Raw genomic sequence first — 18,411 nt, 5'->3', positions numbered from 1 at the left:
CGCTCACTTTAGCGGTTCGGCCACGGCTTGTTGAGCGGATGTCGCTGGCGGCCACTCATAACTGTTGGGGTATTTGCTGCACTGCGGTGGTGCAAGCTGCCGGGTGTTAGGCCATGGCTGGTGCACGAAATCGGCCGACATTTCTCGAGAAATTCGCCAAGTCCGTGTTTTTCGGCGAGATCGACCACTGGCATATGTGTTGCTAAGCAACATATGGGCGACCAATGGCCGCCGCCGCAAGGCGGTGCGCATGGGGCGATTCGTCATCTTCGGGCGGAGGTGTTATGTCGGGCAAGGCGACGCGGATCGAACTGTTTCAATGGCGCACGCCGCAGATGCGAGCGTTCCATCTGAGCTGGATGGCGTTCTTCGCATGCTTCTTTGCATGGTTCGCCGTGGCGCCGCTGATGCCCCTGGTGAGGGCGGAGTTCCGGCTAAGCCCCGATCAGGTCGCCAACATCACCATCGCGGCGGTCGCGGTCACCATCTTCGGGCGCCTGCTGGTGGGTCCGCTGTGCGACCGGCTGGGGCCGCGGCGCACCTATACAGGCCTGTTGCTGCTCGGAGCCATCCCGGTATTCGGGATGGCGCTGGTGCAGGGCTACACCTCGTTCTTGGTCGCGCGGCTGGCCATCGGCGCCGTGGGCGCGGGTTTCGTGATCACCCAGTACCACACCTCGGTGATGTTCGCGCCAAATGTCGTGGGCGCCGCCAACGCAACCGCGGCTGGCTGGGGCAATGCGGGCGGCGGCGCGGCGCAGGCAGTAATGCCGCTGGTGCTCGCCGCGCTGTTTGCGCTTGGCGTGGGCGGAGGCCTGGGCTGGCGCATCGCCATGGTGCTGCCCGGCGTGCTGATGGTGGTCGTGGGCATCCTGTATTGGAAATTCACGCAGGACACCCCGGAAGGCGACTTCCGCGCGTTGCGCGCACGCGGCGTCACCGGGGGCAGCGGTAAGCAGGGTGGCTGGGCCGCATTTCGCCAGGCGGCCGGCAATTACCGGGTGTGGATGCTGTTCGTCACCTATGCGGGTTGCTTCGGCATTGAACTGTTCGTGCACGGGGTGGCGGCGTCCTACTACATCGACCGTTTTGGACTGGATCTGCGCAGCGCCGGGTTGGCCGTCGGCGGATTCGGCCTGCTCGCCCTGTTTGCGCGCGCCATGGGAGGCGTGGCGTCCGACAGGCTCGCGCGAAGACAGGGCCTGCAATCACGTACTCGACTCCTGTGCGTGCTGATGCTGTGCGAGGGCGTCGGGCTTCTTTGGTTTTCGAACGCACAGGCCGCGCGCACGGCGGTAACTGCGATGCTGGCCTTCGGCCTGTTCACCCACATGGCGTGCGGGGCGACCTATGCGCTGGCGCCTTTCATCGACCGCAAGGCGCTGGGCGGCGTTACCGGCATCATCGGCGCGGGCGGAAACGTTGGCGCGGTGGCGGCCGGGTTCCTGCAGAAATTCACCGGCTCGGTGCAACACACCTTCATGGTGCTCGGCGGCTTCGTCATCGCCGGCTCGTTGTGCGCGCTCGCCGTGCGCTTCAGTCGCGAGCACCTGGCCGATGAGGAGCGTCTCTATCAGGAAGCCTTGCAGCAGGTCAGCGGCGCCGCGCCGGCGCTGGCCATCGACTGAATCGACGGGGAGGGCATCGAGATGACGATGAAGCTGGTCGTAGTAGGCAACGGCATGGTGGGCCACAAGTTGCTGGAGGAACTGGCGACGCTGCAGCCGCCGGGCCTGGACGTCACGGTGCTGTGCGAGGAAACGCGTCCCGCGTATGACCGCGTGCATCTGTCGGAATTCTTCACAGGCAAGACCGCCGAGGATCTGTCGCTGGTGACGCCCGGCTTTTTCGAGCAAGCCGGCATGCACCTGCGGCTGGCGACGCGAGCGGTGGGCATCGATCGCGCGATGAAACGCGTGACCACCAGCGACGGCGAGGTCATTGCGTACGACAAACTGGTGATCGCCACCGGCTCGACGCCGTTCATACCGGCGATTCCCGGCAATGACCGCCCGGGCTGCCTGGTGTATCGCACGCTCGACGACCTCGCGGCGCTGGCGCAATGGGGTGGTCGCTCCAGGCACGGCGTGGTGATCGGTGGTGGCCTGCTTGGTCTGGAGTGCGCCAAGGCGGTGCGCGACATGGGCCTGGAAACGCACGTGGTGGAATTCGCGGCGCGGCTGATGGCCGTGCAGGTGGATGACATCGGTGGACAGGTGTTGCGCAAGTCCATCGAAGATCTTGGCCTGGTCGTGCACACCGGCAAGAACACCCAGCAGATCACCGAGGGACAGACGCTTCGTCACCGCATGAGCTTTGCCGACGGCAGCCATCTGGAAACCGATCTCATCGTGTTTTCCGCCGGTATCCGGCCGCGCGACGAACTGGCGCGGCAAAGCGAGCTGGGCGTGGGGCAGCGCGGCGGCATCATGGTCGACAACTTCTGCCGCACCCGCGACCGCGATGTCTACGCCATCGGCGAATGCGCGCAGTGGGGCGGCAAGGTGTTCGGCCTGGTGGCGCCGGGCTACGACATGGCGCGCGTGGTGGCCAACCACCTGCACGCGCTGTTGATCAGAAAGCCTGCGCCCGCCCTACCAGAATTCGCCGGGGCGGACATGTCCACCAAGCTCAAGCTGATGGGTGTGGACGTGGCCAGCATTGGCGACGCGCACGGCGCGACACCAGGAAGCCGCAGCTACCAGTTCAGCGACGGTCGGCGCCAGGTTTACAAGAAGCTGGTGGTGTCGGAGGACGGCAAGCGCCTGCTCGGCGGTGTGCTGGTGGGCGACGCCACCGACTACGGCACGCTGCTGCAGATGATGCTCAACGGCATGGATCTGCCTGAGGCGCCCGAATCCCTGATTCTTCCCGCAGCCGATGGCAAGGCGAAGCCGGGTCTTGCGGTGGAAGCGCTGCCTGCCTCGGCGCAGATCTGCTCGTGCAACAACGTGAGCAAGGGGCAGCTCTGCAACGCCGTGGCGGCAGGCGCGACCTCCATCGGCTCACTCAAGGAGGTGACGAAAGCCGGTACCGCGTGTGGCGGCTGCGTGCCGCTGGTCACGCAGATCATGAAGGTGGAGATGAAGCGCCAGGGGCTGGCGGTGAGCAATCACCTGTGCGAGCACTTTGCGTACTCGCGACAGGAGCTCTACCACCTCGTCCGCGTCGAGCGCATCCGCCGTTTCGATGAGCTGCTGGCGCGTCACGGCAAGGGCCTGGGCTGCGACATCTGCAAGCCCACGGTGGCGAGCATCCTGGCGTCGTGCTGGAACGAGTTCGTGCTGCAGCAGGAGCATGCATCCCTGCAGGACTCCAACGATTATTTCCTGGCCAATATCCAGAAGGACGGCACCTACTCGGTGGTGCCGAGGATGCCGGGAGGCGAGGTGACTCCCGACGGGCTGATCGCCATCGGGGCGGTTGCACGCAAGTATGGTCTCTACACCAAGCTCACCGGCGGCCAGCGGGTGGACATGTTCGGGGCGCGGCTTGAGCAGTTGCCGCTGATCTGGGAAGAACTGATCGCCGCCGGCTTTGAATCGGGACATGCCTATGGCAAGTCGCTGCGCACGGTGAAGTCGTGCGTCGGTTCGACCTGGTGTCGTTATGGCGTGCAGGACTCGGTGGGCGCCGCCATCAACCTCGAGAACCGCTACAAAGGCCTTCGTTCACCCCACAAGCTGAAATTCGCTGTGTCGGGGTGCGCGCGCGAGTGCGCCGAGGCTCAGAGCAAGGACGTGGGCATCATCGCCACGGAGAAGGGCTGGAACCTGTACGTATGTGGCAACGGCGGCATGAAGCCGCGACATGCCGAGCTGCTGGCCGGCGATCTCGATACCGACACCCTCATCCGGTACGTCGACCGCTTCCTGATGTTCTACATCCGCACGGCCGATCGCCTGCAACGCACCAGTGTGTGGCGCGACAACCTCGAAGGCGGCATGGACTACCTGCGCGATGTGGTCATCCATGATCGGCTCGGTATCGGCGATGAGCTTGAGGCGGACATGCGGCATGTGGTCGACACCTACGAATGCGAGTGGAAGAAGGCCGTCAGCGACCCGCAAGTCCGTCGCCGCTTCCAGCACTTCGTGAACAGTGATGCAGGCGATGACCAGGTGGCCTTCGTGCCCGAGCGTGGCCAGATACGGCCTGCCACGTCGGAAGAGAAACGCCGCCGACTGGGTCGCATTCCCGTCGTGGTGGAAACGGAGTGAACCAATGAGCCACGACATGACACAGATCGATTGGACGACCGTTTGCCAGATCGACGAGATTGTTCCCAATACCGGCGTATGCGCGCTGGTAGGTGGAGAGCAGGTTGCCGTGTTCCGGCTTGGGGATGGGGCGCTCTTCGCGATCGACAACATCGATCCCAACTCCGGCGCCTCCGTGCTTTCCCGGGGACTGCTCGGCAGCCTGGGCGAGCGCGTCGTGGTGGCGTCGCCCATCTACAAGCAACACTTCGACCTGCGCAGCGGGGAATGCCTGGAGGCGCCGGAGCACGGCGTACGCGCGTGGCAGGTGCGCCGAGAGGGTGACGCCATACAAGTCAGGCGCGGCGATCGATGAGCAGACATCGGCCCCGGCTGGAGGTCGTCGTCGCTGCCTTTGATGGCGCTTCGACGCGTGGCGCCCGTCGTCAGGATCTGATTGGGCTGAACGCCAATGCCTGGACTTGCTGCAACGGTCCGCCGATGGGACAGGGTGACCGTCAGTCCGTGGCAGCCGGGGCGAACACATGACCGGTCGGGTCGCTACTACCTGTCCCTATTGCGGAGTCGGTTGTGGGGTGCTCGCCCGAGTCGAAGCCGATGGCGCAGTGAGTGTCGCCGGGGATCCGGAGCACGGTTCCAACTTCGGACGTTTGTGCGTGAAGGGCGCTGCGCTCGGGGAAACGGTGGACCTGGAGGGGCGCCTGCTGCATCCGCAGATGCGCGACGCCAACGGCGTCCTTCACCGGGCGACCTGGGATGAGGCGCTGGACCGCGTTGCCAACGGATTCCGCCGCATCGTCGACCAGCATGGTCCCGACGCCGTCGCGTTCTACGTGTCCGGCCAACTGCTGACCGAGGACTACTACGTCGCCAACAAGCTCGCCAAGGGTTACCTGGGCACAGCCAACATCGACACCAACTCGCGCCTGTGCATGTCCTCGGCCGTGGCGGGGCACAAGCGCGCCTTTGGTGAAGACGTCGTGCCAGGTTGCTACGAGGATCTGGAGCAGGCCGAGCTGGTGGTGCTGGTGGGGTCCAACACCGCGTGGTGCCATCCCGTCCTGTTCCAGCGCATCGCCAAGGTGAAAGAAGGCGGCGCGCGGTTGGTGGTCATCGATCCGCGCTCCACCGCCACCTGCGAATCGGCTGACCTGCATCTGCCGATCAAGCCGGGCACCGACGTGTGGCTGTTCAACGGGCTGCTCGTGTTCCTGTTCCAGCATGGCGTGATGGATGCCGAATTCGTCGATGCCCACACCGGCGAGCTGAATGCCGCGCTGGCGGCTGCCGCGGCGGATGCCGGTGATCCCGCGCAGGTGGCGCGCATCTGTGGCGTGCAGCTGGGCGACCTGCTGGCGTTCTATCGCCTGTTTGCACGCCATGAGCGCACGGTGAGCCTGTTCTCGCAGGGCGTGAACCAGTCGTCCAGCGGTACCGACAAGGTCAACAGCATCATCAATTGCCACTTGCTCTGCGGGCGCCTCGGCAAGCCGGGCATGGGGCCGTTTTCAATCACCGGGCAACCCAACGCGATGGGCGGTCGAGAGGTGGGCGGGCTGGCGAACATGCTGGCTGCGCACATGGATCTGCAGGACGCCACGCATCGCGACATCGTGCAGACGTTCTGGTCGTCGCCGCGTATCGCGTCGCAGCCCGGGTTGAAAGCGGTCGAGTTGTTCGACGCCCTGTTGGAGAAGCGGGTCAAGGCGGTCTGGATCATGGGCACCAACCCGGTGGTCAGCCTGCCGGATGCCGATCGCGCGAAGCGCGCCCTCCAAGCCTGCGAGCTGGTGGTGTGCTCCGACATCATCGAGCGCACCGACACCAACGCGCACGCCCACGTGCTGCTGCCGGCGCTGGGGTGGGGCGAGAAGGATGGCACGGTGACCAACTCGGAGCGGCGCATATCCCGCCAGCGCCCCTTTCTCCCGGCGCCGGGCGAAGCGCGGGCGGATTGGCGCATCGTGTGCGACGTGGCGCGTCGGCTGGGGTTTGCTGAGGGTTTCAACTTCGAGAGTGCTCGCGACATCTTCGTCGAACATGCCCGGCTCACGTTGTTCCGCAATCACGACGCCAGTGGTGATGTCCCTGCGGCCCGCCGGTTGTTGAATCTCGGTGGACTGGGTTCGCTCAGCCAGCAGGCCTACGACGCGCTGCAGCCGGTGCAGTGGCCGGTGCACGAAGACGGAACCGGCACGCACCGACTGTTCGGCGCCGGACACTTTGCCCATGGTGATGGCCGCGCACGATTTGTGGCCACGGTCGCGCGTTCACCCGCCAATGCGCCGGGCCGTGAATACCCGCTTGTGCTCAATACCGGCCGGGTGCGCGACCAGTGGCACACGATGACGCGTACCGGGAAATCCCCGCGACTGGCCGGCCATATCAGCGAACCGTTTGTAGACATGCATCCACGCGACGCCCTGCACAGCGGCGTCCGCGAAGGCGAGCTCGCGCGCGTGCATTCTCAGTGGGGCGCGATGGTGGCGCGCGTTCGCCACAGCGGTGGCATCCTTGCCGGCAACGTGTTCGTGCCGATCCACTGGAACGACCAGTTTGCCTCCGATGCGCGTGTCGGCGGCCTGGTGAATCCCGTGGTCGATCCGGTCTCCGGCGAGCCGGAGTTCAAGCACACGCCTGTACGCGTGGAACCGTTTGCGGTGCGCTGGTATGGCTTCGCGTTCGGCCGTCGCTTTCTGCCGGCCTCGGAACTCAGCTACTGGACTTTGATTCGAGGCGACCGCTTCCTGCGTTACGAGATCGCCCATCGCGAGCGGCCGAAGGACTGCAGCGCCTGGGCGAGGGCGTGGCTTGGTGCGCAGGATGCCGACGCCGATTGGCTGGAATACGAGGACCCCAGCACGGGGGTCTACCGCGCTGCGCATGTTGTGGATGGCCGTATCGAGTCCTGCGTGTTCCTGTCCCCGCGCCCCGACCTGCCGTCCCGCCATTGGTTGGCCGGGCTGTTCGCTCGCCAGCCGCTGGAGCCGGCGGATCGCGAGGGGCTGCTCGCGGGTGAGCCGCCTGGCCCGAGCGTTGATGTTGGCCCTGTGGTGTGTTCCTGCTTTGGCGTGGGACGAAACACCATCAGCGAGGTCATCCGCTCGAAGGGGCTGGAAACCGCGGCGCAAGTGACGGCGGCGACGCGGGCGGGGGGCAATTGCGGGTCGTGCATACCTGAGCTGCGTCGGCTGATTGCCGACGCGCATGCAGCGTCGGGTGTCTGAAATGAGGCAATGTCGAAGCGGAGGCCATCGATGAAGCTCTATCCCATCTTCGCGGATCTGCATGGTCTGCCGGTGCTGGTGGTGGGCGGCGGCAGCGTCGCCCGTCGCAAGGCGCAGATGCTGCTTGGGGCCGGTGCACGAGTCTCGGTAGGCGCGCCGCAACTGGACGAGGAACTGGCGCACCAGGCGGAGGGAGGGGAAATCACCTGGCGATGCGGCGAGTTCGCGCCCGATTGGCTAGAGGGCATGTGGCTGGTGATAGCCGCCACCGATGATCGCCAACTCAATGCCAGGGTGGCTGCCGAAGCGGGCAAGCGGCGCATCTTCGCCAACGTGGTGGACGACGCCGAACAGTCGCGCTTCCACGTGCCCGCCGTGGTCGATCGCTCGCCGCTGATGGTGGCCATTTCCACGGCGGGCGCCGCGCCCGCGCTGGCGCGCCGTGTTCGCGAGACGCTGGAACAGGTGCTGGACCACGGGTTGGGCGCGCTGATAGCGCTGGCGCAGCGTCACCGAGCGCGCATCGTCCAATGCCGTGGCGATCTGGCGAGCCGGCGCGCGTTCTATGACTGGCTGCACGATGGGCCGGTGCTTTCCCTGCTTCGCCGGGCGCGCCCGCAGCAGGCGGAGCGGGTGTTGCTTGATGCGCTTCATGCGGACAAAGGCGTGCCCCGTGCGGGATCGGTCACCCTGGTCGGCGCCGGGCCGGGGCATCCGGGGCTGCTCACCCTTCAGGCGTTGCGCGCGCTGAATGAGGCGGACGTGATCCTGCACGACCAACTGGTGAGCCCGGAGATTCTTTCGATGGCGCGGCGCGACGCGGAACGCATCGACGTGGGCAAGCGTTGCGGCGGTCGCCAGGTGGCGCAGGAACAGATCCACCGCCTCATGCTGGCCCATGCGCGGGAGGGGCGGCGCGTGGTGCGCCTGAAAGGCGGCGATCCCTTCGTGTTCGGGCGTGGCGGTGAGGAAATAACGTTCCTTCGTCGCCACGGCATTGAGTGCGAAGTCGCGCCGGGGATCACGGCCGCAGTGGCGTGCGCGGCTTTTGCGGGTATCCCGCTCACGCATCGCGATCACGCGCAGTCGATTTGCCTGCTGACGGCACATGGCAAGGACGCGACCGATACGCTGGATGCGCGGATGCTTGGCGCTGAGCGCCAGACTTTGGCCGTCTATATGTGCGTGGAGCGGGTCGACGCATTGACGGAACGGCTGATCGCGAACGGCCGCGCCGCAGAGACGCCGGTGGCGATCGTCGAGAATGGCAGCTTGCCGGAGCAGCGAGTGATTACAGGAACACTGGGCGACTTGCCGCGACTCACCCGACGGCACGCGGTGAAAACCCCCGCGCTGCTCATCATTGGCGAGGTGGCCGCGTTCGCCACGGAGCATGCCTGGTTTGGCGAACGGATCACCGAGCCTTCGCCCTCCCTGTCGTTGGCGCAGGCGGCGTTGGCGTGATGGCGGACTGTCCGTCAGGCATCATGGCCTCCCCCCACACGGAGCCAGAGTCGTGAACGTGTCCGCCGAGTCCGCAGGACCCTTGTCCGGTCGCTGCATCGCTGTGCCCGAATCCCGGGAGCTGGATGTGTTCGCCGCCTTGCTTGAGCGGCGGGGCGCGAGCGTGCTGCGCTGTCCGCTGGTGGATATTCGCGATGCCCCGGATCCGGCCCCCTTGCTCGAATGGCTGGCTCGGTTCAACGACGGCGGGTGTGACGACCTGCTGCTGTTCACCGGCGAAGGGCTGCGTCGCCTGCTTGGCGTGCTCGACCAGCACCAGCCCCCGTGGCGAGCACCATTTGTCCAGCGGCTGGCCGAGGTTCGCATCGTGGCGCGCGGCCCGAAGCCGGGCAGGGTGCTGCGTGAACTCGGTTTGCGCCCGTCGGTGGTGGCCGACCCCGCCACCACGGAGGGGATGATCGCTTGCCTGAAACAGTTTGACCTGCGCGGCAGGCGCATTGGGGTGCAGCTGTACGGCAGCGAGCCCAATGCGCCACTGATGGCCTTCCTCGCGGAAGCCGGCGCCGATGCGCTGCCGGTGGCTCCCTATCGTTACGCGGACGCCGCCGATGACGCGGAGGTGCTGGCGATGCTGGATCGCATGAGGCAGGGCGCCATCGACGCCATTGCCTTCACCAGCCTGCAGCAAGTCGAGCGCCTGTCGAAACTGGCGGCTGCGAACGGGCAAGTCGGGTCACTGAAGGACATGCTATCCCGCACGGTGGTGGCGGCGGTTGGTCCCGTGGTGGCGGAGGCGTTGGCGCGGCATGGTGTGCAGGTGCAAGTCGTCCCTGCGGGCAGCTATTACATGAAGCCGCTGACGCAGGGCCTGATCGACACCTTGGCCCGATAGACGAGCGCTGCTTCCAGGATCCGGCGTGGCGGGCGATGCGATGCCGCGCCATGGCATCGCCGGGGTCATCGAAGGCCCCGCCGCCATTTCCAGAACTCAAGTGATGACGGGCGCCCGGTGAGGCGTGTTCGCATTCTCCTGCGGCTTGTGGCCCGGAGAATCCGCTGTGTAGGATCGTTCGCCATGCATATCCCATTTCGTACTGCCTTCCCTCGGGTGGCGGCGCTGGTCCTCGCGCTGTCCGCTTCCGCCGTCTACTCCGCCGGGAGCGAGGCATCCAGGCCATCGGCGACCGAGCCCGTCACCCTCTACGCCGGCGCCACCGTCATCGACGGCACCGGCGCAGCCTCCCGTTCCAACCAGGACATCCTGGTGCGCGGCGAGCGGATCGTGGGGGTGGGGCCGCATGGTTCGCTGGCCGGCGCGAAGGAGGCAGGCGTTCGTACGATCGATCTGCATGGGGACTACGTGATCCCCGGCCTGATCGACAGTCACGTGCACCTGGCCACGCCGCCGGACGCCAAGCGCGCGCAGGCGGTTCTTCGGCGCAACCTCTATGCCGGCGTCACCGCCGTGCGCGACATGGCCGACGACTTGCGTTCGGTGGGCGAGCTGACCCGCCAGGCGCGGACGGGCGAGATTCCGTCACCCGATATCTATTACGCGGCGGTGATGGCTGGCCCGGAGTTTTTCGCTGATCCGCGCGTGGCGGCGGCGAGCTACGGCGTGACGCCGGGCAAGAGCCCGTGGATGCAGGCCATCGACAAGGACACCGACCTGCGCGAGGCGGTGACGCTGGCGCGTGGTACTTCGGCCACGGCGATCAAGGTCTACGCGGACCTGCCGCCCGAGCTGGTGGCGGCGATCACCAGCGAAGCCCATCGGCAGCACATCATGGTGTGGGCGCATAGCGCGGTGTTCCCCACGCGGCCGGCCGACGTGATCAATGCCGGCGTCGACGTGGTCAGCCACGCCTGTTACCTGGCCTACCAGTTGGAACCGGTGATGTTGAAGTCCTACGAGGATCACACGCCGTTTCACGACGCACTGCTTGCGCCGAAGGGCGACGATCCGGTCATCGCGGGCCTGTACCGCGACATGCTCAAGCACGGCACGATCCTGGACGCGACGGGCAGCCTGTTCGTCCACTACGACGCCGAGCGCAAGGCTCATCCCGAACGCAAGCCATTGCGCTGCACCGGTCCGACCACCATCCGGCTGGTCCGCCAGGCGTGGCAGGCAGGCGTCCCCATTTCGACCGGCACCGACAACGACGGTGGCGCCAAGAGCGCCTGGCCGACGGAGTTCGACGAGATGTTCTTCCTGGCGCATGACGTGGGCATGCCTCCGCTGCAAGTGATCCGCTCGGCCACGCTGGTCGGCGCTCAGGCGGCGGGGCAGGCGCAGGACATGGGTTCGATCGAGGTAGGCAAGCTCGCGAATTTCGCCGTGCTTTCCGCCGATCCGGTCAAGGACATCGGCAACATCCGCAGCATCCGCATGACCGTGAAGCGCGGGCATGAGTATCCGCGCACCGACTATCGCCCCGTGACGAAGGAAGAGATGGGCAATGACGACGACGATTGATCGACGGACCTTCCTGTCCGGCATGGCGTGGGCGGCAGCGGCATCGATGCTGCCCTGGGAAGCGGGCGAGGCGTCGACAAAGGCCGCTGGCATGACGGACACGGGCATCATCATCAACGCGCTGGGCGGCCTGGACGATCCCAACCGCGGATCGGACAGCCTGGTGCCGACACTGACGCCACGCGTGCTGGCCGAGGCCCATGCGTCGGGCCTCACCGCGGTGAACATCACACTGGGTTATGTATCCGGGCCGGACGATCCGTTCGAGGCGAGCGTGCGCGACATCGCCGCGACCGACGCGCTGGTGCGCGAGCACGAGCACGATGTGCTGAAAGTGCTGACGGCCGCTGACATGCGCCGCGCCAAGGCGGAAAAGAAGATCGGGCTCATCTACGGCTTCCAGAACGGCGCCATGATGGGCAAGGACGCATCGCGCGTGGACATCTTCGCCAACCTCGGCGTGCGCGTGTTCCAGCTCACCTACAACCCGGCCAACCAGCTTGGCGATGGCTCGATGGCGCCGGAGAACCGCGGCCTGACCGACTTCGGCCGCGAGGTGGTGGCGAGGCTCAACGCGCGTCACGTCATGGTCGACCTCTCGCACAGCGGCGAGCGGACCTGCCTGGAGGCGGCGCGCGTTTCCACCGCACCGATCTCGATCAACCACACCGGCTGCCGCGCCGTCACCGACCTGCCGCGCAACAAGACCGACGCCGAGCTGCGCCTGGTGGCCGAGCGCGGCGGCTTTGTCGGCATCTACTTCATGCCCTTCCTCAACGCCTCCGGCCACGCCCACGCCGAGGACGTGGTGGCACACATCGATCATGCGGTGCAGGTCTGCGGCGAGGACCACGTGGGCATCGGCACCGATGGCTCGGTGACCCAGATCGACGACCTCAAGGCGTACCAGACGGCGCTGGCCAAGGAGATTGCAGAGCGCCGCGCCGCCGGCATCAGTGCGGCGGGCGAACGGCCCGACACGTTCCCGTTCGTGGTCGACCTGCGCGGTCCGCAGCAATTCCAGCGGCTGGCGCAACTGCTGGCGCAGAAGGGCTATTCCAGTGAGCGGATCGAGAAGATCCTGGGCCTCAATTTCCTCCGCTACGCGCAGACCATCTGGGGCAGCTGAGGCCCGGCGAGGATGGGGGCGGCTGGCCTGCGTGCCGGCCGGCCCTTGGCGGGATGGCGCGGGCAAGGTAGAAGGATCGACTGTTGCCCGTCCGCAGGAACTCCCGATGACCCTAGCCGTCCCCACCGATGCCGAGCTCAAGGCGCAGGCCGAGCAGATCGCCGACGTCGCCTTGCGCCAGCGCCTGATGCTGGTGACAGCCGAATCGTGCACGGGTGGCTGGATCGCCAAGACGCTGACCGACTTGCCTGGCAGCTCCGCCTGGTTCGACGCCGGCGTGGTGACCTACAGCTACGAGGCCAAGGAGGCGCTGCTGGGGGTCAACCCGCGCACGCTGGAGCGCACCGGCGCCGTCAGCGAGGAAACCGCGCTGGAGATGGTGTCAGGCGCGCTGGCGCGGTTTGGCGCGGGTATGGCGGTTGCGGTCACCGGCATCGCCGGCCCAAGCGGCGGCACCGCCGACAAGCCGGTAGGCACCGTCTGGATCGGCTGGAAACGGCGGGGTGGGTACGCCCACGCGCAGCTCTTCCATTTTGATGGCGACCGCGAGGCGGTCCGCCGACAGACCGTGGCGGCGGCGCTCAGCGGCGTGCTGAAGGCGCTGACGGACTGACGCGCCAAGCCTTTGCCGACCGGCTTGACCGGTGTGGGATACTCGTACGCCACAGATTCTTAGCCCGTGAGACTAACCGCGGGCATCATGCCTTCCATTCACTGCCACCCGGGATTCAAGACGATGGATGACAACAAGCGCCGTGCGCTCACCTCCGCCCTCGGCCAGATCGAGAAGCAATTCGGCAAGGGCGCGGTCATGCGCCTGGGCGACCGTACCGACGATGTCATCGAGACCGTCTCCACCGGCTCGCTGGGCTTGGACATTGCGCTGGGCGTCGGCGGCCTGCCGCGCGGTCGAGTGGTTGAAATCTATGGTCCGGAGTCCTCGGGCAAGACGACGCTGACCCTGCAGGTGATCGCCAACTGCCAGAAGAATGGCGGCACTGCGGCCTTCGTCGACGCCGAGCACGCGCTGGATCCGACCTATGCCGCCAAACTGGGCGTCAACGTGGACGACCTGCTGGTCTCCCAGCCCGACACCGGCGAACAGGCGCTGGAAATCGCCGACATGCTGGTGCGCTCCGGCGCGGTGGACGTGGTGGTGGTCGACTCGGTCGCCGCCCTCACGCCCAAGGCTGAAATCGAAGGCGAGATGGGCGACTCCCACGTCGGCCTGCACGCCCGCCTGATGAGCCAGGCGCTGCGCAAGCTCACCGCCAACATCAAGAAGTCCAACTGCCTGGTGATCTTCATCAACCAGATCCGCATGAAGATCGGCGTGATGTTCGGCAGCCCGGAAACCACCACCGGCGGCAACGCGCTGAAGTTCTACGCCTCGGTGCGCCTGGACATCCGCCGCATCGGCGCGGTGAAGAAGGGCGAGGAAGTCATCGGTTCGGAGACCCGCGTCAAGGTGGTCAAGAACAAGGTGGCCCCGCCGTTCCGCCAGGCCGAGTTCGAGATCCTCTACGGCGAGGGCTCCTCGCGCGAAGGCGAAATCATCGAGCTGGGTGTGGCCCAGAACCTCATCGACAAGTCCGGCGCCTGGTACAGCTACAAGGGCGACCGCATCGGTCAGGGCAAGGAAAACGTCCGCCAGTTCCTGCGTGACAACCCGGCCATCGCCAACGAAGTGGACGCCGAGCTGCGCGCCCGCCTGTTGACCACCGGCGGTGGCAAGGGCACGCCGGTGTCCGAAGAGGCGATGGAAGAGATCTGACCGGCTCCGTCGGTTGACCACGTGCCGCGAAGGGCGACTTTCGCGGCACGCTCGTATCTGGCGTTAGCCGAGAGGTGGGTTGCCTCCCGGCCAGCTTGAGGCTCCGAGCGGGACGCCGCTCCTTGCCTGCTGCCGGCCCCGCTTTCAGGCCTTGGCCGCCGCCAGTGCCGAGAACTGTTCAAAGGCGGCCAGGGCGTCGGCGGCGAACATCAGTGACGGGCCGCCGCCCATGTAGATGCTCATGCCCAGGGCTTCCTCGACTTCCTGTCGGGTGGCCCCGAGCTTGACCAGCGCCTCGGCGTGGAAGCCAAGGCAGCCATCGCAGCGGGCGGCGACGCCCAACGCCAGGGCGATGAGCTCCTTGGTCTTCTTGTCGAGGGCGCCGTCGCGGGTCGCGGCCTGCGCCATGGCCGAGAAGCCTTGCATCGTGTCGGTGATGTCGGCACGCAGGGATTTCAGATTGGCGGAGATATCTTTGGTGATGGACGGAAAATGCTTGGACATACGTATTGGCCTTTGCTGACACTACTGCAGGCTGATTTTAGGACCGCTCGAAATCGTGAAACTGACTCGGGTCATTTCCCTGCCGCGTTTGCCCAATGAGCCTGGGTTTCATCGCCGGAAACCCGGGTGGTCCCATCCATCGTGCGCTGACATCCCGCTCCCCGCCGCAGGCGCTCCATGACGCGACGAGACGACGAATCCGGGAAATCCCGCCCAAGCGCCTATAGCAAGGCGATGGGTCTGCTGGCGCGCCGGGAGCACTCCCGGCGCGAACTGCAGCTCAAGCTGAGGAAGGGGGGCTACGAGGGGGCGGAGGCCGGTGAGGCGCTGGATCGCCTCGGCGAGCAGCGCTACCAGGATGACAACCGGTTCGCCGAAGTTCTCGTGCGGAGCCGGGTGGCCCAGGGCTACGGCCCCCTGCGGCTGCGGGCCGAGCTGAAGAGCCACGGGCTGTCCGACGCCCGGATCCGCGCAGTGCTGGACGCCGCTGAGGTCGACTGGACCGCCTCGGCCGCCGCCCAGTTGCGCCGGCGATATGGCTCAGGAGGGGCTCCGGACCCCGCCGAGAAGGCCCGAAGGGCGCAATTTCTCTTGCGTCGTGGCTTTCCCGCCGCCACAGTACGGAGTGTTACCCACGCCGACGTGGACGACGCAGCCGATGATGAAGCCTGACCGCCCCGATGCGTGGGGTGGGTGAGCGCCGTTTCGGCGCCGTTTCCAGGGCGTGGTCCATCTGCCAGGTCCTCCCCAGTCGCATGAAAACCGCCGAAATCCGCTCGACCTTCCTCGACTATTTCCGCTCGAAAGGGCACACCATCGTGCCGTCCAGCTCCCTGGTGCCGGCCAGCGACCCCACGCTGCTGTTCACCAACTCGGGCATGGTGCAGTTCAAGAACGTGTTCCTGGGTAGCGAGAAGCTGCCGTACGTGCGCGCGGCCGACGTGCAGCGCTGCCTGCGTGCCGGCGGCAAGCACAACGACCTGGATTCGGTTGGCTACACCGCTCGCCACCACACCTTCTTCGAGATGCTGGGCAACTGGTCGTTCGGCGACTACTTCAAGCGCGACGCCATCGCTTACGCGTGGGAGTTGCTGACCGACGTCCTCAAGCTGCCCAAGGACAAGCTGTGGGTCACCGTCTATCACACCGATGACGAGGCCTTCGACATCTGGAACAAGGAAGTGGGCGTGCCCGCCGAACGCATCGTGCGCATCGGCGACAACAAGGGCGCCCCGTTCGCTTCCGACAATTTCTGGCAGATGGCCGATACCGGCCCGTGCGGACCGTGCACCGAGATCTTCTACGACCATGGCGCCGAGATCGCCGGTGGTCCTCCGGGTTCGCCGGACGAAGACGGCGACCGCTACATCGAGATCTGGAACCTCGTGTTCATGCAGTTCGACCGTGCGCCTGACGGCACGCTGTCGCCGCTGCCGGCGCCGTGCGTGGATACCGGCATGGGCCTCGAGCGCCTGGCCGCCGTGCTGCAGCACGTGCACTCCAACTACGAAATCGATCTGTTCCAGCACCTGATCCAGGTGGCCTCCAAGCTGACCCATACGCCGGACCTGGCCAACAAGTCGCTGCGCGTGATCGCCGACCACATCCGCGCCTGTTCCTTCCTGATCGTCGACGGCGTGCTGCCGTCCAATGAAGGTCGTGGCTACGTGCTCCGCCGCATCATCCGTCGCGCGCTGCGCCACGGCTGGATGCTGGGCGTGCGCGGCGACTTCTTCTGGAAGATGGTGCAGCCGCTGGTCGAAGAGATGGGCGAGGCCTATCCGGAGCTGGCCGCCAAGCAGGGCTTCGTCGAAGACGCATTGCGTACTGAAGAGCGCCGCTTCGGCGAAACGCTGGAGAACGGCATGCGCCTGTTCGACGCCGTCGCCGCCAAGGCCAACGGCAGCATTCCCGGCGTCGATGCGTTCCGCCTGTACGACACCTACGGCTTCCCGGTCGACCTGACCGCCGACATCGCGCGCGAGCGCGGCCTCACGGTGGACATGGACGGCTTCGAGCAGGCCATGAAGGAACAGCAGGAGCGCAGTCGCGAAGGCGGCAAGTTCGAAGCCAAGGGCCAGATGCCGGCCGAGCTGGCCAGCCAGCTGCAGCCTACGGCGTTCCTCGGTTATGAGGTGTTGCAGAGCCAGGGCAGCAAGGTGGTCGGCATCGTGCAGGCCGGCAAGCAGCTCGAGCAGCTGGGGCAGGGTGAAGAGGGCCTGGTCATCCTCGACCGCACGCCGTTCTATGCGGAATCCGGTGGCCAGGTGGGCGACATGGGCTCGCTGAAGAACGCGGCCGGCGCGTTCCAGGTGTCCGATACGCTCAAGATGGGCGGCGTGTTTTTTGGTCACGCCGGTCGTTGGAATGGCGCTCAGCCGTTGCGCGTGGGCGACATGGTTGATGCCGAAGTCGACGGCGTGCGTCGCCAGTCCATCGTGCTCAACCATTCAGCGACCCATTTGCTGCACGCCGCGCTGCGCAAGGTACTGGGCGAGCATGTCACGCAGAAGGGTTCGCTGGTCGCGCCCGAGCGCCTGCGCTTCGACTTCTCCCACTTCAAGCCGATGAGCGCGGACGAACTGCGCGAGATCGAGGCGCTGGTGAACGCCGAAGTGCGTCGCAATGCGCCGGCCGAAGTGCGTCACATGGCGTATGACGACGCGATCGAATTCGGCGCGATGGCGCTGTTTGGTGAGAAGTACGGCGACGAAGTGCGCGTTCTGAAGATGGGCGACTTCTCCACCGAGCTGTGCGGTGGCACCCACGTGGGTCGCACGGGCGACATTGGTCTGTTCAAGATCGTCAGCGAGGCCGGCGTGGCTTCGGGCGTGCGCCGCATCGAGGCGGTCACGGGCGCTGGCGCGCTGGCTTATGTGGCCGATGAAGAGCGTCGACTGGGTGAGTTTTCCCAGTTGCTGTCGTCCGCCGGTGATGACGCCGTGGAGAAGCTGCGTCAGCTCTTCGACAGGCAGAAAAAGCTCGAGCGCGAACTGGAATCGCTGCGCGCCAAGGCCGCCGGCTCCGCCACGGCGGACCTCGCCTCTTCGGCGCAGGACGTGCACGGGGTCAAGGTCGTGGCGGCGCGCCTGGAAGGCCTGGACTCGAAGGCCCTGCGTGACAGCATGGATCAGCTCAAGCAGCAGCTTGCCGATTGCGTGATCCTGCTGGCGGGGGCCGCTGACGGCCGCGTTTCGCTGGTCGCTGGCGTCAACGGCAAGGCGCTCGGCCGGGTCAAGGCGGGCGAGGTGGTCTCCCACGTGGCCAGCCAGATCGACGGCAAGGGCGGTGGTCGTCCCGACATGGCCCAAGGTGGTGGCATGGATAGTGCTGCGCTGCCGGGAATCCTGAATGGCCTGCCCGGTTGGGTGGGTGAACGATTGGCCTCCTGAACGAGTCAACGGAGCAGACTCCGTTGCCGTTTACGCATTGCACTGCGATCCGGCGCTCGGCTAGTATCAAACACTGCCGACACCGATAGTTGCGCCGGTGTCGACCGACTTGGCATCACAGGGATGCTGCGTTTGTGAACCGGGGAAGGCGGTAGGGCCTTCGGCGGACAATGATCGTCGAACTGTCCAGACGGTGAAGCTCAGGGGTGAGGCATAACCGTC

Annotated in this window: 13 protein-coding genes; 12 read left to right on the top strand and 1 reads right to left on the bottom strand. The window is 66.3% G+C overall.

What is annotated here, in order from left to right; all coding sequences use genetic code 11:
* The first annotated feature begins 284 nt into the window (after window positions 1-284).
* The 10 genes from DVT68_RS03025 to recA all read left to right on the top strand — a co-directional run bounded on the left by DVT68_RS03025 (window position 285) and on the right by recA (window position 14,293).
* The gene (locus tag DVT68_RS03025; protein ID WP_114823556.1) at window positions 285-1,628 is read left to right on the top strand and encodes an MFS transporter; all 1,344 of its coding nucleotides are present in this window, start codon (window positions 285-287) and stop codon (window positions 1,626-1,628) included.
* A gap of 27 nt (window positions 1,629-1,655) precedes the next feature.
* On the top strand, window positions 1,656-4,220 hold the full coding sequence (gene nirB / locus DVT68_RS03020; RefSeq protein ID WP_114823555.1) for a nitrite reductase large subunit NirB: 2,565 nt from the start codon (window positions 1,656-1,658) through the stop codon (window positions 4,218-4,220).
* Between the two features lie 4 nt (window positions 4,221-4,224).
* Window positions 4,225-4,575, top strand: coding sequence for a nitrite reductase small subunit NirD (gene nirD / locus DVT68_RS03015; protein ID WP_114823554.1), 351 nt, complete (start codon window positions 4,225-4,227; stop codon window positions 4,573-4,575).
* Between the two features lie 169 nt (window positions 4,576-4,744).
* The gene (locus tag DVT68_RS03010; RefSeq protein ID WP_114823553.1) at window positions 4,745-7,447 is read left to right on the top strand and encodes a nitrate reductase; all 2,703 of its coding nucleotides are present in this window, start codon (window positions 4,745-4,747) and stop codon (window positions 7,445-7,447) included.
* Between the two features lie 30 nt (window positions 7,448-7,477).
* The gene (gene cysG, locus DVT68_RS03005) at window positions 7,478-8,911 is read left to right on the top strand and encodes a siroheme synthase CysG (protein ID WP_114823552.1); all 1,434 of its coding nucleotides are present in this window, start codon (window positions 7,478-7,480) and stop codon (window positions 8,909-8,911) included.
* A gap of 52 nt (window positions 8,912-8,963) precedes the next feature.
* Window positions 8,964-9,803 (top strand): uroporphyrinogen-III synthase, encoded by an 840-nt coding sequence (locus DVT68_RS03000; protein WP_199535945.1) that lies wholly within the window; start codon window positions 8,964-8,966, stop codon window positions 9,801-9,803.
* 183 nt (window positions 9,804-9,986) lie between these two features.
* A complete protein-coding gene (locus DVT68_RS02995; RefSeq protein WP_114823550.1) occupies window positions 9,987-11,390 on the top strand; it encodes an amidohydrolase family protein in 1,404 nt (467 codons plus the stop codon).
* Window positions 11,374-12,519, top strand: coding sequence for a dipeptidase (locus tag DVT68_RS02990; RefSeq protein WP_233523320.1), 1,146 nt, complete (start codon window positions 11,374-11,376; stop codon window positions 12,517-12,519). Before DVT68_RS02995 ends, DVT68_RS02990 begins: the two co-directional genes overlap by 17 nt.
* Window positions 12,520-12,625: 106 nt before the next feature.
* Entirely contained in the window at window positions 12,626-13,132 is a 507-nt protein-coding gene (locus DVT68_RS02985) for a CinA family protein (RefSeq protein ID WP_114823549.1), read from the top strand.
* Window positions 13,133-13,255: 123 nt separating this feature from the next.
* On the top strand, window positions 13,256-14,293 hold the full coding sequence (gene recA / locus DVT68_RS02980; protein ID WP_114823548.1) for a recombinase RecA: 1,038 nt from the start codon (window positions 13,256-13,258) through the stop codon (window positions 14,291-14,293).
* A 144-nt stretch (window positions 14,294-14,437) separates the two neighbouring features.
* On the opposite strand, the gene DVT68_RS02975 is transcribed toward recA, so the two are convergent.
* Window positions 14,438-14,797, bottom strand: coding sequence for a carboxymuconolactone decarboxylase family protein (locus DVT68_RS02975; RefSeq protein WP_114823547.1), 360 nt, complete (start codon window positions 14,795-14,797; stop codon window positions 14,438-14,440).
* A 177-nt stretch (window positions 14,798-14,974) separates the two neighbouring features.
* On the opposite strand from DVT68_RS02975, the gene DVT68_RS02970 reads away from it, so the two are divergent.
* Both DVT68_RS02970 and alaS read left to right on the top strand, forming a co-directional pair.
* Window positions 14,975-15,469: a regulatory protein RecX gene (locus DVT68_RS02970; protein WP_114823546.1), complete on the top strand. Its 495-nt coding sequence runs from the start codon at window positions 14,975-14,977 to the stop codon at window positions 15,467-15,469.
* 83 nt (window positions 15,470-15,552) lie between these two features.
* Window positions 15,553-18,189: an alanine--tRNA ligase gene (gene alaS / locus DVT68_RS02965; protein ID WP_114823545.1), complete on the top strand. Its 2,637-nt coding sequence runs from the start codon at window positions 15,553-15,555 to the stop codon at window positions 18,187-18,189.
* Window positions 18,190-18,411 lie beyond the last annotated feature (222 nt).

Source organism: Dyella solisilvae (assembly GCF_003351225.1).
Lineage (GTDB): Bacteria > Pseudomonadota > Gammaproteobacteria > Xanthomonadales > Rhodanobacteraceae > Dyella > Dyella solisilvae.
Note: the sequence above shows the minus strand (reverse complement) of the source record. Positions and strands in the feature narration are given on the sequence as shown.

What these genes read in the sequence shown, in the direction of transcription:
- alaS (WP_114823545.1), top strand. Translation starts at nt 15,553, where the DNA reads ATGAAAACCGCCGAAATCCGCTCGACCTTCCTCGACTATTTCCGCTCG.
- DVT68_RS02990 (WP_233523320.1), top strand. Translation starts at nt 11,374, where the DNA reads ATGACGACGACGATTGATCGACGGACCTTCCTGTCCGGCATGGCGTGG.
- cysG (WP_114823552.1), top strand. Translation starts at nt 7,478, where the DNA reads ATGAAGCTCTATCCCATCTTCGCGGATCTGCATGGTCTGCCGGTGCTG.
- nirD (WP_114823554.1), top strand. Translation starts at nt 4,225, where the DNA reads ATGAGCCACGACATGACACAGATCGATTGGACGACCGTTTGCCAGATC.
- nirB (WP_114823555.1), top strand. Translation starts at nt 1,656, where the DNA reads ATGAAGCTGGTCGTAGTAGGCAACGGCATGGTGGGCCACAAGTTGCTG.
- DVT68_RS02995 (WP_114823550.1), top strand. Translation starts at nt 9,987, where the DNA reads ATGCATATCCCATTTCGTACTGCCTTCCCTCGGGTGGCGGCGCTGGTC.
- DVT68_RS02970 (WP_114823546.1), top strand. Translation starts at nt 14,975, where the DNA reads ATGACGCGACGAGACGACGAATCCGGGAAATCCCGCCCAAGCGCCTAT.
- DVT68_RS02975 (WP_114823547.1), bottom strand. Translation starts at nt 14,797, where the DNA reads ATGTCCAAGCATTTTCCGTCCATCACCAAAGATATCTCCGCCAATCTG.
- DVT68_RS02985 (WP_114823549.1), top strand. Translation starts at nt 12,626, where the DNA reads ATGACCCTAGCCGTCCCCACCGATGCCGAGCTCAAGGCGCAGGCCGAG.
- DVT68_RS03010 (WP_114823553.1), top strand. Translation starts at nt 4,745, where the DNA reads ATGACCGGTCGGGTCGCTACTACCTGTCCCTATTGCGGAGTCGGTTGT.
- DVT68_RS03025 (WP_114823556.1), top strand. Translation starts at nt 285, where the DNA reads ATGTCGGGCAAGGCGACGCGGATCGAACTGTTTCAATGGCGCACGCCG.
- recA (WP_114823548.1), top strand. Translation starts at nt 13,256, where the DNA reads ATGGATGACAACAAGCGCCGTGCGCTCACCTCCGCCCTCGGCCAGATC.